The 14,969-nt window shown below is 71.4% G+C and carries 12 protein-coding genes; 3 read left to right on the top strand and 9 right to left on the bottom strand.

Translation table 11 applies throughout. The features are described 5' to 3' along the window. Positions 1 to 132: 132 nt before the first annotated feature. Together NUG20_RS07675 and NUG20_RS07670 are read right to left on the bottom strand one after the other, a co-directional pair. Positions 133 to 477, bottom strand: a complete 345-nt coding sequence (locus tag NUG20_RS07675; RefSeq protein ID WP_263397774.1) for a RidA family protein — start codon at positions 475 to 477, stop codon at positions 133 to 135. Continuing rightward, entirely contained in the window at positions 474 to 1,160 is a 687-nt protein-coding gene (locus NUG20_RS07670) for a DUF998 domain-containing protein (protein WP_263397773.1), read from the bottom strand. The genes NUG20_RS07675 and NUG20_RS07670 overlap by 4 nt, the downstream gene beginning before the upstream one ends. Positions 1,161 to 1,684: 524 nt before the next feature. On the opposite strand from NUG20_RS07670, the gene mprF reads away from it, so the two are divergent. Further along, positions 1,685 to 4,252, top strand: a complete 2,568-nt coding sequence (gene mprF / locus NUG20_RS07665; protein WP_263397772.1) for a bifunctional lysylphosphatidylglycerol flippase/synthetase MprF — start codon at positions 1,685 to 1,687, stop codon at positions 4,250 to 4,252. A 54-nt stretch (positions 4,253 to 4,306) separates the two neighbouring features. On the opposite strand, the gene NUG20_RS07660 is transcribed toward mprF, so the two are convergent. The 5 genes from NUG20_RS07660 to NUG20_RS07640 all read right to left on the bottom strand — a co-directional run bounded on the left by NUG20_RS07660 (position 4,307) and on the right by NUG20_RS07640 (position 8,145). After that, entirely contained in the window at positions 4,307 to 5,767 is a 1,461-nt protein-coding gene (locus NUG20_RS07660; RefSeq protein WP_263397771.1) for a virulence factor family protein, read from the bottom strand. 166 nt (positions 5,768 to 5,933) lie between these two features. After that, entirely contained in the window at positions 5,934 to 6,128 is a 195-nt protein-coding gene (locus tag NUG20_RS07655) for an oxidoreductase-like domain-containing protein (RefSeq protein ID WP_263397770.1), read from the bottom strand. Between the two features lie 68 nt (positions 6,129 to 6,196). Then, entirely contained in the window at positions 6,197 to 6,799 is a 603-nt protein-coding gene (locus tag NUG20_RS07650; RefSeq protein WP_263398415.1) for an HD domain-containing protein, read from the bottom strand. 8 nt (positions 6,800 to 6,807) lie between these two features. Next, positions 6,808 to 7,446, bottom strand: coding sequence for a 2'-5' RNA ligase family protein (locus NUG20_RS07645; RefSeq protein ID WP_263397769.1), 639 nt, complete (start codon positions 7,444 to 7,446; stop codon positions 6,808 to 6,810). 243 nt (positions 7,447 to 7,689) lie between these two features. After that, positions 7,690 to 8,145: a PA2169 family four-helix-bundle protein gene (locus NUG20_RS07640; RefSeq protein ID WP_263397768.1), complete on the bottom strand. Its 456-nt coding sequence runs from the start codon at positions 8,143 to 8,145 to the stop codon at positions 7,690 to 7,692. Positions 8,146 to 8,604: 459 nt separating this feature from the next. On the opposite strand from NUG20_RS07640, the gene NUG20_RS07635 reads away from it, so the two are divergent. Next, positions 8,605 to 9,684, top strand: a complete 1,080-nt coding sequence (locus NUG20_RS07635) for a tetratricopeptide repeat protein (RefSeq protein ID WP_263397767.1) — start codon at positions 8,605 to 8,607, stop codon at positions 9,682 to 9,684. 99 nt (positions 9,685 to 9,783) lie between these two features. Here NUG20_RS07635 and NUG20_RS07630 read toward each other — a convergent pair whose 3' ends face one another. Continuing rightward, positions 9,784 to 10,989, bottom strand: a complete 1,206-nt coding sequence (locus tag NUG20_RS07630; protein ID WP_263397766.1) for an MFS transporter — start codon at positions 10,987 to 10,989, stop codon at positions 9,784 to 9,786. Positions 10,990 to 11,256: 267 nt separating this feature from the next. Here NUG20_RS07630 and NUG20_RS07625 point away from each other — a divergent pair, with 267 nt between their 5' ends. Beyond that, a complete protein-coding gene (locus NUG20_RS07625; RefSeq protein ID WP_263397765.1) occupies positions 11,257 to 12,345 on the top strand; it encodes an alkene reductase in 1,089 nt (362 codons plus the stop codon). Between the two features lie 52 nt (positions 12,346 to 12,397). Here NUG20_RS07625 and NUG20_RS07620 read toward each other — a convergent pair whose 3' ends face one another. Beyond that, on the bottom strand, positions 12,398 to 14,896 hold the full coding sequence (locus tag NUG20_RS07620) for an alpha/beta hydrolase family protein (RefSeq protein ID WP_263397764.1): 2,499 nt from the start codon (positions 14,894 to 14,896) through the stop codon (positions 12,398 to 12,400). Positions 14,897 to 14,969: the final 73 nt, after the last annotated feature.

The raw sequence follows: 14,969 nt of genomic DNA, 5'->3' as shown, positions 1-14,969 counted from the left end.
GATTGGCAAAAGCAGGGCGCGTGCACTGAAGCGCGACGTGATGCGGATTGGCCCTTGGACCGATCGCATGGTCAAGCAGCTGGAAGTAGGGATCGAATCCCGAATCCCCACTCCCCAATCCCGACCTTCAACTCACACCGCCGCAGTAATCACGATCTCGACCTTCCACTCCGGATTGGCCAGCTTGGCCTGCACGGTGGCGCGGGCCGGGGTGCTGCCCGGGCAGACCCAGGCTTCCCAGACCTTGTTCATTTCGGCGAACTCGGCCAGGTCGGTCATGAAGATTTCCGCGCGCAGGACCTTGCTCTTGTCGCTGGCCGCACGCGCCAGCAGTTCGTCGATCGCCGCCAGCACCTGGCGGGTCTGCCCGGCGATGTCGGCGCTGGTGTCGTCGGCGATCTGCCCGGCCAGGTAGGCCACGCCGTTGTGCACGGTCATTTCCGACATGCGCGGGCCGGTATCGAAACGCTGGATCATGATGGGCTGTCCTGAAGAGGGGAAACGCGGCCATTGTCGCGCGATTGCGCCGCCGCTGCAGGACGCCACAACCGATACGCGGCCAGCAGCAGCCAAGCCAGGATCAGCACGATCGCCAGTTTCTGGGTCAGTCCGCGCGGCGGCGCGCGCCACAGCACGTGCACCCACAGCGCCACGAACGCCGCGACTGCCAGCGCTGGCAAGGCGACGGCGGCGCCGCGCCAGCGCGGTTGCCGACGCAGCCACGCGCTCTGCAACAGCATGGCCGTGGTCACGCACAGGAACGCGGTCTGTGCCGATACCGCGTGCAGCAACGGCGCCAGCAACGGTGCGCGCTGCGGCAGGTAGCTGTCGCCGATCGCCACGCCGCACAGGCCCAGCGCGGCCACCGCGAACAGCAGCGGCGGCGCGGCGCTGCGTGCCGGCGGCGGAGCCTGCGCGTACAGGCCGGCCGCCAAGGCGACGATGCCCGCCGCCAGCAGCACGTAGACCACGCGCAGCAGCAGCCCGCCGGGACCGTGCAGGTACAGGCTCAGCGTCGCCTGCTGCCAGTGCAGGTCGGTGCGCAGCAGTTGCAGCGCCAGCGCGGTACCGAGGAACGACAGGCACAGCACCGTGGCGAGCGCGCCAGCGGCGCGCGGCCAGTGCGGCGGTGCGGGGGCGAGGTCCATGGGCGACGGCATGGGCAGGGCTCCGGGATCGGATCGGGGATGCGACGCGTGCGGCAGGTCCGCGCCGGCACCGTCGGCGCGCACCGACGCGGTACCGACGTGCGATTCCACTATGATGCGCGACGCCGGCGCCGCCGGCACAGCCCCACAGGGCCGGTCGACGCCGTTGCAACAGGCCGCGCCATGTCTGGGCACGTATGGGTAAGGAAGAACGAGTTGATCGTATGCCGACAAGCCAGCACAGGATGACGCGGCCCGATGCGCGCCCAGGCACGGCCGGTCGGAGTGCCGCAGCCGGTGCCCGGGCGAGCGTGCGCGGCGCGAGCCGGCGGGCATGTTGCCGCGGCGCCGCGCACGGCAACATGGTCCGCCGCGGCCGCGCCGACCAGCCTTAGGCGACCCGACATCGCGATGGACCAGCCCCTCCCTGCTTGCAGGCTCGCCCCAGTGGCGGCCCGCACCGCCAGCGCCCCACTGCACAACGCCACCGGCGCCCGTGCGCTGCCGCCCCTCTTCTTCGCTTACGCTGCCCTGCAATGACCGACGCCGCACCTCCCGTTTCCTCCTCCCCGGCCGCTGGCTGGCGCCGTGCGCTGCCGGTGGTGATCAGCCTGGTGATCCTGGCGCTGGCGCTGCGCGCGCTGGCCACCGAGTTCAGCACCCACGGCTACGGCGCGATCCGCCACGCCTTCAACCAGCTCGGCGCCGGCCAGATCGCGCTAACCCTGCTGCTGGGCCTGAGCAGCTACGCCTGCCTGATCGGCTTCGACGCGGTCGGCCTGCACCGCAGCGGACGCAAGCTGCATCCGATGCGGATCGGCGTCACCGCGTTCCTGGCGCATGCGGTCGGCCAGACCCTGGGCTTCGCTGCGCTCACCGGCGGCGCGGTGCGCCTGCGCGGCTACGGCCGGGTCGGGCTGAGCCTGGCCGAGATCGGCCAGGTGGTGCTGATGAGCACGCTCGGCTTCGTGTTCGGCGCGTGGCTGCTGCTGGCGCTTGCCCTGACCCTGGAGCCGGCGTCGGCCGCGCTGGCGCTGCCGCTGGCCGCGCCGGCGGTGCGCGCGATCGGCATCGCGCTGTTGGCCGGCTTCGGCCTGATGCTGCTATTGGCCGGACGCGAGGGCCGCACGCTGCGCTGGCGCACCCACGAACTGTGGCTGCCGGACCGGCGCACCACCCTCGGCGTGACCGCACTGAGCGTGGTCGAACTGGGCCTGGCCAGCGCCGCGTTCTACGTGCTGCTGCCGAACGAATCGGGCATCGAGTTCGTCGGCTTCGTCGGCCTGTACCTGGTCGCGGTGGTGGCCGGGCTGATGTCGACCGTGCCGGCCGGGCTGGGCGTGTTCGAATGGAGCCTGCTCAAGCTGCTGCCCGGCGTGGCCCCGGCGGCGCTGCTGGCGGCGGCGCTGATCTATCGCATCACCTACTACGTGGTGCCGCTGCTGCTGTCGGTGCTGATGGCCGCGGCCTCCGGCCTGCGCCGGCCGCTGGCGGCGAGCGCCGGCGGGGTGCGCGTGGCCTGGGGCACGCTGCGCCCGTGGCTGCCGCAGATCATCGCAATGGCGGTGTTCGCGGTCGGCGCGGCACTGGTCATCGACGGCACCCTGCCGACCCCGAAGCGGCGCCTGGGCATGGCGCCGCTGTCGATCGTGGAGACCTCGCACCTGCTGGCCAGCCTCGGCGGCGTGGTGCTGCTGCTGATCGGCCAGGGCCTGCAGCGGCGCAGCCATGTGGCGTGGATGCTGGCGATCGGCATCTGCGTGCTGCTGCCGTTGCCGGCCTGGCTGCGCGGCGGCCACGCCTCGGTGGCGCTGTCCTCGCTGGTGGTGGCGGCCGGGCTGTGGGGCGCGCGCCGCGAGTTCTACCGCCAGGGCGCGCTGCTCGACGAGGCCTGGTCATGGCCATGGATCCGCAACCTGGGCCTGGTGCTGATCGCGACGGTGTGGCTGCTGTTCTTCGTCTACAGCCATGTCGAATACCAGAACGAGCTGTGGTGGCAGTTCGCCACCTCGGCAAACGCGCCGCGGGCGCTGCGCGCGGTGCTGCTGGTCAGCGTGGCGGTGGTGGTGTTCGGGTTGGCGCGCTTGCTGCACAGCACGCGCTCGCCGCTGCCGGCCGCCGACGCGACGCAGCTGGACGCGCTGGCGCCGGTGCTGGCCGTGGCCACCGACACCCAGGCTTGCCTGGTGCTGACCGGCGACAAGGCGCTGCTGCCGGCCGAGGACGGCCGCGGCTTCGTGATGATGCAGCGCTACGGCGGCTCGCTGGTGGCGATGGGCGATCCGGTGGGGCCGCAGGACGTCGCACGGGCGCTGATCTGGCGCTTCCGCGAGGAAGCCGACCGGCTCGGCCTGCGCCCGGTGTTCTACCAGGTCGGCGAGCAGCACTGGCAGACCTACCTCGACCTGGGCCTGACCCTGGTCAAGCTCGGCGAGGAAGCGATGGTGTCGCTGGAGGGCTTCCACCTGGAGGGCCGCGACCGCGCCGACCTGCGCCAGGCCTGGAACCGCGGCAAGCGCAGCGGACTGAGCTTCCGCATAGTGCCGCTGGAGGAGATCGATGCGCTGATGCCGGCGCTGGCCGAGGTCTCGCAGCAATGGCTGGAGGAAAAGGCCGGCGAGGAGAAGGGCTTCTCGCTCGGCAGCTTCGACCCGGCCTATCTGCGCCGTTTCCCGATCGCGGTGGTCGAGGCCGAAGGCAAGATCGTCGCCTTCGCCAACCTGTGGCAGGCGCCGGCCGGGCACGAGCTGTCGGTGGACCTGATGCGGCACATCGCCGACGCGCCGAAGGGCACGATGGATTTCCTGTTCATCGAGCTGTTCCTGTGGGGCCGCGACCAGGGCTACCAGCGCTTCTCGCTGGGCATGGCGCCGCTGTCGGGCCTGGCCCAGCATCGCCTGGCCGGGCGCTGGAACCGCTTCGGCAACCTGATCGTGCGCCACGGCGAACGCTTCTACGGCTTCACCGGGCTGCGCCGCTTCAAGTCCAAGTTCGCCCCGGTCTGGCGCACCCGCTACCTGGCCGCGCCCGGCGGCATGCACCTGCCGGCGGCGCTGCTGGACGTGACGCGGCTGATTTCGCTGGATCCCAGGAAACCGGAGTGAAGCCGGGACCGGGGACCAGGAACCCGGAAAATCAAACGAAAAAGCTTTGGGGCCTTACCGGGAGACGTTCTTCGGGTCCCCAGTCCCCGGTCCCCGGTCCCGGCTTTCCACCCCGATCCGCTGCAATATCTGCTTGGCCAACTCTGCGTAGTCGCCCTCGAAGTGATGGTCGCCGGGCAGCTTCACCAGCTGCGCGCCGCCGCGCGGCAGGTCCGGGCACAGCGCGTCGTCGTCGTCCTCGCCGTAGATGCACAGGGTCTGCGCGCCCGGCATCTTCGCCACTTCCGGCGCGATCGGCAGGCCGTCGTCGCCGGAGCTGATCCAGTTGGAGACGTGGAATTCATAGTCGGCGGTCTTGCCCAGCGACAGCAGCGCGGTGGCCTGCACCTGCGCGCGCATCGGCGCCGGCAGCTGGTTGTAGGCGGCCGGCAGCACGTCGGCGCCCTGCGAGAAGCCGATCAGCACCACCCGCCCGCGCCGCCACAGGCGGCTGTAGTGGCGGTAGATCCGGTCCAGGTCGGTGGCGAAGCCCTGCGGCGTGCGCTCGCTCCAGAAGTAGCGCAGCGAATCCACGCCGACCACCGGAATGCCGGCCTGCGCCAGCGCGCCGGCGACCTGCTGGTCGAGTCCGGCCCAACCGCCGTCGCCGGACACGAAGATCGCGAACACCTCGCCATTGCCGGCCGCGGCGGTGTCGGCCGCGACCGGGACTTCCACCACCGGCAGCCCGGCCAGGTCGGCCGGCGTCGGCGGCAGGCTGACCCCGGGTTGCGCGCCCAGCGAACGCACCGCCGCGCGCAGCCCGGGCAGCGCATCGCCGCTGGCACTGCGACGGAACTGCCGCGCCTGCGCCACCTTCTGCACGAACGCATCGCTCTGCTGGCTGCAGCGCGTCGCCGGCTTGGCCGCGGCCGCCGCCAGCCACGGCAACGGCAACGTCGCCGGCTGCAGCGCGCGCGCCGGCGCGGTGATGCCGGCGCCGCAGATCTGGTCGTCCAGCACCTGCACCGGGCAGAAGTCCTCGGTGACCATGCCGGCCAGCAACTGCTTGGGCGCCTGCGCCGCGATCGCATAGGCCAGCGCGGCGCCGTCGCCATCGCCGACCAGCAGCGGCAGGTGGTAGGTGGGCATGTGGTAATAGGCCTGCACGTAGCGCGAGAAGTTCTCCACGTCGCCCGCGGAAAAACCGCAGGTGCCGTCGATCTTGGCCAGCACCGCCTGCAGGTGCGCGCTGTCGATCACCGCGACCATCGCGCCGTCGTGGCGCAGCGCCTCGATCTGGCGCGCGCGCGCGGCGGCATCGCGCTTGCCGCCGGCGAACCACAGCACCACGCGCTGCGCGTCGCCCTGCGGCAACAGCACCGGCACCTGTTCGAAGCGGCCGTGGCTGAGCTTTTCCGGGGCGGCGGCCGGCGCTGCAGGCGTCGCTGCGCCAGGCGCCGCCGAGGCGGCCGCCGACGCGAGCAGCCAGGCCAACGCACTTCCCCACATCCATCCGCCACGCATTCGCATCATCCGGCAATCCTGAAAAGGCGTGTAAAGATAAGCCCGAACGGCGGCAGCGCGAAGCGCGGCGCCGGCGCCGGTTCATGCGAGGTACGTGAGCGCACCGCCACGGCTTGGCCGCTGCGGCCGCCGCACCGCGGTGCCGACGCGGATGGCGGCGGCGCGCAGCGGGCGCTCACCCGTCCGGCGCGGCCTCGGGATGGCGTAGCCGCCATGCCGCCAGCGCCTGCCGATAGCGCTCCAGCTCCTCGTTGTACAGGTCGTGCACGCACAGCGGGCAGCCGCTGTTGCAGCAGTCGCCGGGCGCCGGCGGCTCGGGCGGCTGCGGGCGCGGATCGGCCATGGCGGGGTCGGACGCGGGATCGGGCATCACGGTGCGCGGCGGAGGGCACGCCGGAGCGTACGCACAGAGGCAAGTGTCGAGCGCACGGCCACGGCTCAGCCGATCGCCTGGCGCAGGTTGGCGCGAGCGGCCGCGTCGTAGCGCGCATGGAACCAGTCGCTGAGGAAGATGCGCGGCTGCGCCAGCACCGTCTTCAGGAACGCGCGGCGCTTGCGCCGGTACAGCCAGCCCGGCACCACCCCGCGGTACTCCTCGGCGATGGCGGCATCGTAGGCGGCGAACGCGGCGGGATCGGCGCCGAGGATGGCCATGTCGCAATCCAGGAACAGCGCCGCCTCGGCGTCCACCGCATCGGCGGCCAGTTGCCCGTGGCGCGCGGTCAGCTCGATCAGCGCGGTCACGCGCGCCGCGTCCAGCCCGGCATCGGGCAGCCATTGCGCGATCGCCGCCTGTGCCAGGCGCGCCGACTGCGCCTCGTTGTCGCCGCGCCCGGCCTGGTACACCGCGTCGTGGTACAGCACCGCCAGGTAGACCTCGCGCGGCTGCCGCCAGCCCAGCGCGCGCGCGATGTCGGCGTAGTGTCCCAGCACCGCCTGCACATGGCCGAAGTGGTGATAGGCGCGCGGCGGCGTGGCATAGGCCGCTTGCAGCTCCGCCCATTGCGCGTCGGGCAGCGCCAGCGGCGCCGGTTCGCGCATCGGATCGCTCATCGGTTCGCTCCGCCGTCGCCCGCTTCGCAGGCTGGGTCCGCGCGCAGCGGCCAGGTCGCTTCGTGCAGATAGCGCCCCTGCCCCTGCACGCTGCGGATCAGGCTCAGCGTGGCGACCGTCCAGCGCAGTTCCGGCAGCGGCTGCGGCGGCACCTCGCGCTCGTCGTAGGCCAGGGTGAGGTGCGGGACATAGGCCGCATCGGCGCGCGTGGCCAGGCCGTGGCGGCCGAGCTGCCGCTGCAGCGCCTCGCGCAGTTGGCACAGCGCTGCCGGCTCGGCGTCGCCGAGCAGCACCAGCGGCCGCGCACCGGTCCGGTTGCCGAAACTGGCGACCCGGTCGAAACACAGCTCGAACGGCGCCGACGCCAGCGCCTGTCCGGCGCCGTGCGCCTGCTGCAGCAGCCGCGGCGGGATGCCGGCGTATTCGCCGAGATAGTGCACGGTGACATGCAGGCGTTCGGGCGGCAGCGCTCGCCCGCGCAGGCCGTGCGCCGCGCGCAGACGCTCGCCCAGCGCGAACGCGCGCTGCGCGGTCGCCGGGTCCGGCAGCAGCGCGAAGAACAGGCTCTCGCGCGGTGCCGGCGCGGCGAAGCCCAGCGAGAACTGTGCGCCTGCGGGGGAAGCATCGTAGGCCATCGGCATGGTGCGGCGAAAACCGCGAACGCTCGGCAATGGATCGGGCGGCCATGGTAGCAAGCGCGCAGTCGCAGGCGCATAGCGCGAACCCGCGATGCGGCGGTGGCCTGCCCGCAACGCAAGAAGGCCGACCGGACGGATCCGGTCGGCCTTCGCCTGTACTGCACCGGCGCGATACCGCCCGTAAAGGCAGCACCATGCCGAGCCGCTGAAGTCGGCCGGACGCGCGGTCCGGCCGGCGGCTTACGCCGCGTTCTTCATCGCCAGCTTGCGATTGCGCATCACGTCGTGGCAGGCGCGCACTTCCGGCAGCAGGCGGGTGGCCGCATCGCGCGCGGCGACCGGGGTGTCGCTGTCCGCGATGGTCTCGTTGAACGCCTTCACCAGGCGATCCTCGGACTCTTCCAGTTCGGCCACGTAGCCGTACTTGGTGTCGCCCAGCGCGGCGCGCAGCTTGCCGTACATCTGCTGCATGCTGCCGACCATGGTGCCGTGTTCCTCGGGCTTGCCGCCGACCGCCTGCACCACCGCGCTGAGGCTGCTGACGATGTCGGACTTGACCCCGGCGATGCGCAGGAACAGCGCCGACAGCTCCGCGTCGCCGACCTTCTGTGCGGCTTCTTCGTAGAACTGCTTGCCGTCACGGGAAATGGCGATGAGGTCGTTGAGGCTGTGGGTGGTCTTGCTCTGAATGCTCATGGATGGAACTCCTTGCTGCGGTGGGCCGGCGACATCGCGCAACGGGCACGTCGGGTCGTGTTCCCCTGGATGTCGTTCGGCCGCGAATGAAGAGTTTGCCGCGTTGCGTCTTGAGGGCGATGCTGGGCGCGGCGGCATAAAGCGCACGTGAGCCGCAGCCGCATCGTCGTCACGCACCGTTGCCGGCGATGAACAGGTGTTCATCGCTGCACGCAGACAGCTTGGTGATGTTTTCGCCAAGGCAGGGCGCCACTTGGGCGTGAGTGGACGCGAAGCCGGTTATGCACACGGCTGCGCGGGTTTCGTCCACAGCCGCTGTGGATGAATACGCGCGACCGGGCCGCGGTCACGCCGCGCGCCTACCCGGCTTCGAGGCAATGCCTTCAGGCACATCCAGGGCGGCGGCGAAGGTCTATATTGGCGGGGAGGCCCACTGCCGGGTCGCTGCAGAGGTGCGCCATGTTCGGTTGGACCGCATTCGCCCTGGTCGCCGCAACGGCGATCGCACCACCGCCGCCGTCACCGCCCTCGCCCGAGCAACTGCTGCAGATCCCGCCTGCCCTGCACGCCTTGGTGCAACAGCGCGTGGATCCCCGCGCCTCGCGCGAACACCGCCTCGAGCAGCTGGTGCAACTGGCGTTCGACGCCGATGGGCTGAACCTGCAATACGACGCCAAGGCCACCCACAGCGTCGCCGAGAGCTACGCCACCCGCCGCGTCAACTGCCTGGCCTTCACCCTGCTGTTCGTGGCGCTGGCGCGCGACGCCGGGGTCGAGGCGCAGGTGCAGGAAGTGGGCCGCGTGCTGAGCTGGTACGAGGACGGCGACGCGCTGTACAACGCCGGCCACGTCAACGTGGGCGTGCGCATCGACGGACGCCGGGTCAGCATCGACCTGGACCGCAGCGTGCTGATGGAACGGCGCGGGCCGCAGCCGATTTCAGACCGCCGCGCACTGGCCCACTACTACAACAACCGCGGCGCCGAGCTGATGGCCGACGGCGCGCTGCCTGCCGCGCAGCAGCATCTGGCGATGGCGCTGCAGATGGACCGCGACTTCGCCGCGGCCTGGAACAACCTCGGCGTGCTGGCGCTGCGCCAGGGCGACACGCAGGGCGCCGCGGCCGACTACGCCACCGCGCTGTCGATCGATCCCGGGCATGTCTCTACCCTCTCCAACGCCGCCAGCCTGTACCGGCGCCTGGGCGACAGCCGCCGCGAGGCGGCGATGCTGGAGCGGCTGCAGCGCGTGCAGCTGACCGATCCGTTTCACCAGTACCTGCTCGGCAACGAGGCCGAACGGCGCCAGGATTATCCCGCCGCCATCGGCTACTACCGGCATGCGCTGCGCCTGTACGACAGCGCGCACCTGCTGTACTTCGCGCTGGCCCGCGCCTACCTGCTCAACGGCGATCCGCGCCGCGCCAACTGGGCGATGCAACAGGCCCTGGAGCACGCGGACAAGACCGCGCAGCCGCGCTACCAGTCCAAGCTGGATGCGTTGCGGCGGCTGTCGCACAACGCGCAGGCGCGGCGCTGAGCAAACCGGCGCGTCGCTCGGCGCAGAACATGTGCCGCCAGTTCGCATGCAGGCGCCACGCGCACCGCAGCGCGCGCTGCCCATGGCCGTCGATGCGCGCTAGCTGGCGGTCGCCAAACGCGCGCGGCGCGCGTCGTGGCGCGCCCACAGGTACACCAGCAGCCCGCCCAGCGCCGCCGCCGCGCCGACGTAGCCGGTCGAGGTCCAGCCCAGCCCGGCGCTGATCGCGATCCCGCCCATCCACGGGCCCAGCGCGTTGGCCAGGTTGAACGCGGCATGGTTGGAGGCCGCGGCCAGGGTCTGCGCCTCGCTGGCCACGTCCATCAGCCGGGTCTGCAGCACCGGCGCCAGCGCGCCCATGGTGCCGACCGCGACCACCGCCGGCAGCACCGCCCACGGCGACTGCGCGGCCAGCGGCCAGGCCAGCAGCACCGCCATCGACCACAGCAACACCAGCGGCACCGCACGGAACTGCAGGCGGTCGAACAGCCAACCGCCGGCGAGGTTGCCGAGCAGGCCGCCGAAGCCGAACGCGCCCATCGCGAACGGAATCCAGCGTTCGGAGACGCCGGTGACCTGGGTCAGGGTCGGCGCCAGATAGCTGAACACGCAGAACATGCCGGCGAAGCCGACCGAGCCGATGCCCAGCGCCAACCACACCTGTGGACGGTTGAACGCGCGCAGTTCGCGCAACGGCCGCTGCCGCGGCTCGTCCGGATCGGCCGGCAGCAGGCGCATGACCAGCACCACGGTCAGCACTGCGATCGCCGCGACCAGCGCATAGGCATAGCGCCATTGCGCCACCTGCCCGAGCCAGGTCGCCAGCGGATTGCCGATCAGCACCGCCAGGTTCAGCCCGAGCAGCACCCGGCTCACCGCCGCGCCGCGTTGGTCGGCAGGGCTGATCGACGCGGCGACCAGCGTGGCCACGCCGAAATAGGCGCCGTGCGGCAGGCCGGCGATGAAGCGCACCAGCAGCATGCTGTGGTAATCCGGGGCCAGCGCGCTGGCCAGGTTGCCGACCGCGTAGAAGCCCATCAGCGCCAGCAGCAGCGTGCGTCGCGGCCAGCGCGCGCCGACGATCGCCAGCAGCGGCGCGCCGACCACCACGCCCAGCGCATAGGCGCTGATCAGGTGCCCGACCTGCGGCTCGTCGATCGCCAGCCCGCGCGCGATGTACGGCATCAGGCCCATCGTGGAGAACTCGCTGGTGCCGATCGCGAAGCCGCCCATCGCCAGCGCGAACAGGATCAGCACGTAGCCGCGGCGCGACAGCGGCGCCGGGGAAGTGGCGGGAGTGGACATGCCCGAAGCCTGATCGAAGAGGGCCGCCCATTATTGTGCATCGCAGCACGCGATTGAACCCACGCCCGCGCAACACCGCGTTGCAGCGCTTTCCAGGCGGCCTCAACACGGCGACGGCCTCGCCGGCCAGACCTCTGCCGGTAACGCACTGTCCTACCGCGCCCGTGCGCAATCGGCCGCAGCCGTCCCCATCTGATCGAGGGCACGCCTGCGCCGCCGGCGCTGCGTCGCCCTTGCCTCCCCCAATTTCTACGAGAACACCTGCCGATGACCGCTACCGCTTCCCCGCTGTTCACGCCGCTGCGCCTGGGCGCGATCGAACTGGCCAACCGTATCGTGATGGCGCCGCTGACCCGCAACCGCGCCGAAGGCGACGGCCGCATCCCCTCGCCGCTGGCCATCGCGTACTACGGGCAACGCGCCGAGGCCGGGCTGATCGTTGCCGAGGCCACCCAGATCAGCCCGATGGGCCAGGGCTACCTGGACACGCCCGGCATCTACAGCGACGCACAGGTCGCCGCGTGGCAGCCGATCACCGCCGAGGTGCACCGCCGCGGCGGCAGGATCGTGCTGCAGCTATGGCATGTCGGCCGTATCTCCCACGTCAGCCTGCTGCCGGACGGCGCTGCGCCGGTGGCGCCGAGCGCGCTGCGCGCCGAGGCCAAGACCTACACCGCCGAGGGCTTCAGCGACGTCTCCGCACCGCGCGCATTGCGCCTGGACGAGATTCCCGGCCTGATCGCGGACTACCGCCACGCCGCACGCAACGCCATCGCCGCCGGCTTCGACGGCGTCGAGGTGCACGCCGCGAACGGCTACCTGATCGACCAGTTCCTGCGCGACGGCAGCAACCATCGCGACGACGCCTACGGCGGCAGCATCGAGAACCGCACCCGCTTGCTGTTCGAGGTGGTGCAGGCGGTGGCGCAGGAGATCGGCGCCGAGCGCACCGGCGTGCGCCTGTCGCCGGTGACCCCGGTCAACGATGCGCGCGACAGCGACCCGCAGCCGCTGTTCGAACGCGCGGTCGAGCGCCTGGATGCGCTGGGCCTGGCCTTCGTGCACGTGATCGAGGGCACCACCGGCGGCCCGCGCGACGGCATCGCCTTCGACTACGCCGCGCTGCGCGGCAAGTTCCGCGGTCCGTGGCTGGTCAACAACGGCTACGACAAGACCCTGGCCGAGCAGACCGTCGCCTCCGGCCGCGCCGACGCGGTGGCGTTCGGACGCCCGTTCATCGCCAACCCGGACCTGGTGGAACGGCTGCGCCGCGACGCGCCGCTCAACGCGGTGGATGCGGACACGCTCTACGGCGGCGGCGCCAAGGGCTACATCGACTACCCGACGCTGGACTGAGCCGGGCGGGCGTGCGGCGGCGGCGCGAATCGCGTGCCGCCGCCGTCGCCGGTCAGGGCGTCGCCGCCTGCGGCGGTGCGCCCGCGGCCAGATGCGCCTGCAGGAAACCGGCCACACCGCTCCACAGCGCGGCACGGTGATCGACATCGGCAAAGCCGTGGCCCTCGCCGGCGAAGCTCAGCCCCACCGGCGGATTGCCGGCCATGTCCAGCATCCGCAGCATGCGCCGGGTGTGCTCGTAGTCCACGCGCCGGTCTTCCAGTCCGTGCGCCAGCATCACCGGCACCTTGATCGCGTCGTAGCGGTACAGCGGCGAGGTGCTGACCATCCGTTCCTGTTGCGTGTTCGGGTCGCCGAGCCAGCGTTCCAGTTCGGCGCGGCCTTTCGCATGGCTGCCCGCATCGCTGGCGGTATAGATCAGGATCCGGTCGGCGACCCCGGCGATCGACACCGCGCAGCGGAAGCGATCGGGCCAGCGCATCGCCATCACCAGCGCCGAATAGCCGCCGTAGCTGGCGCCGAGCACGCACATGCGCTGCGCATCCAGCGGATAGCGCGCCAGCGCCTGTTCGATCGCCGCGTCGATGTCGTCCTCGATCAGCGTGCCGAACCCGTCGCGCCCGGCTTCGCGGAACGCGCGGCCGTAACCGTCGGAGCCGCGGAAATTGACCCGCAGCACCGCGTAGCCGAGCGAGGCCAGGAACTGCGTGTCCGGATCGAAGCCCAGCGCGTCGGCCACGCCGATCGGGCCGCCATGCGGGAACACCACCAGCGGCTTGCGCCCGCCGCCGGGCGGCAGGGTCAGGAACGCGTCCAGCGCCAGCCCATCGCGACCCTTGAACTTGATCACCTCGCTGGGCGCGAACGCCGTGCGCTGCAACCACGGCATGTCCTCGCCGATCGACACCGCGGCGCGCTTGTCCAGATCCAGGTGAAACAGCTGCGGCGGGCGGTCGGCGGCATCGGCCCACAGGATCATCTGCCGTCCGTCCACATTGCGCGCGGCGATCTGCACGTTGCGCCCGGGCAGCGCGGCGCTCAACGCGCGGTTGAGGCGTTCGTCGGCGCTCTCGAAATAGTGGCTGACCAGGCGCCCGCTCTCGTAGTAGGTCACCCCGATCGGCGCGCGCCGCGGGCCCTGGATCAGGTCGACGACGTCGACCCCGGGCTGGCTGAACAGCGTGCGCACGATCTTGCGCGCGGCGACGTCGTAGGCCACCAGATCGCGCTGGCCGCGCCCCTCGTCGGTCACCGCGTAGATCTCGCCCGCATCGAAGGACAGACCCACCGGCTCGAAATCGCGCAGATCGCTGAGCGTCATCACGTCGCGGTAGGTCGCGCCCATGCCGTCGCGGTACATCAGCACGTAGTCGTCGTCGCGCCGCACCACCGCCAGGCGCAGCCGCCCGTTGCCGTCGGTCAGCCAGCCCACGTCGCGCTCCAGGCCGATGTTCAACCGCTCCTGGTAGCGCGGCCGCCAGCGGTCGATCGCCGCCTGGCTGGACACGTCCATCAGCTGCACCGCGGTGTCGCCGTTGCGCAGCGTGGTGGCATACAGCACCGTGTCCGGCGTCTGCGGCAAGGCGGCCACGATGTAGCCGCCGTTGGGCAGGTTCAGCGGCATCCACTTGCGCGTGCCGTCGGCGGCGGTGTCCACGCGCATGCCGCGCACCACGTCCGGGCCGTTCGGCACGCGCACGCTGAACAGCAGCGTGTCGTTGCCGGCCCACAGCAGCTGCTTGATCGGCTCGACGCTGGTGGCCAGCAGGCGCTGCTCGTTGCTGGGCAGATCCAGCAGTTCGATCCGCCATTCGTCCTTGCGCTCGTGCAGCTGCAGCGCCAGCAGGTCGCCGCGCGGATTCAGGCGCAGCGCATTGACCAGACTGTCGCGGAACAGCGTGGCCGGCGCGATCGGCAACGCGCTCGCCGCCGGCGGTGCGCGCAATGCCACCTTGGCGGCCGGCGTGGCGCCCGGATGCTGCGCCAGCGCCTTGCGGTAGAACTGCGGGAACGGATCGGGATAGTGCCCCGAATAGGCCAGTTCGTAGCCGGACCACAGCGCCGGGTGGGTCTGCTGCAGCCAGTCCATCGCCGCCAGCGACCGGTTGACCATGCCCATGTCGGCACGGAACAAGGACGTGGGACGGAACAGCAGGTCGCCCGGATAGGTGATGCGCCCGGCCTGGATGCGGAAACGGAACTCGTCGCTGTCGCGCAGGTTGTAGGCGAACTGCGGTACCAGCACCACCTTGCGCCAGGCGTAGTCGCCGACCGGGGCGATGTACAGCCGGTAGCTGATGCCCGGTTTGAGCCTGGACATGGTGCCGGCGCCGAACAGCTTGCCGTCCTTGTTCAACTCCACGCCTTGGAGGTCGATAGCGGTGTCCACCGCGACCAGCACCAGGCCCTCGTCCGCCGCCAGCTGCGGGGTCTGCCCGGGTTTGACTTCCTGCATTCGCGCCCACGCCGGCAGCGCCAGCAGGCACAGCAGCAACAGCCCTGCCAAGCGGCGCCCCACGCGACCGCCGGCCGCGACAACCTGCTTGTCCATGCGTCCCCCCTGCTCCCTGGTTGGGCGGCGCCCCCCGGCGCCCGTCCGCATCATAGCCGCGGCCAGGGCGGTC

The sequence above is a fragment of the Xanthomonas sp. CFBP 8443 genome (assembly GCF_025666195.1).
In the GTDB taxonomy this organism is placed as follows: Bacteria; Pseudomonadota; Gammaproteobacteria; order Xanthomonadales; family Xanthomonadaceae; genus Xanthomonas_A.
Note: the sequence above shows the minus strand (reverse complement) of the source record. Positions and strands in the feature narration are given on the sequence as shown.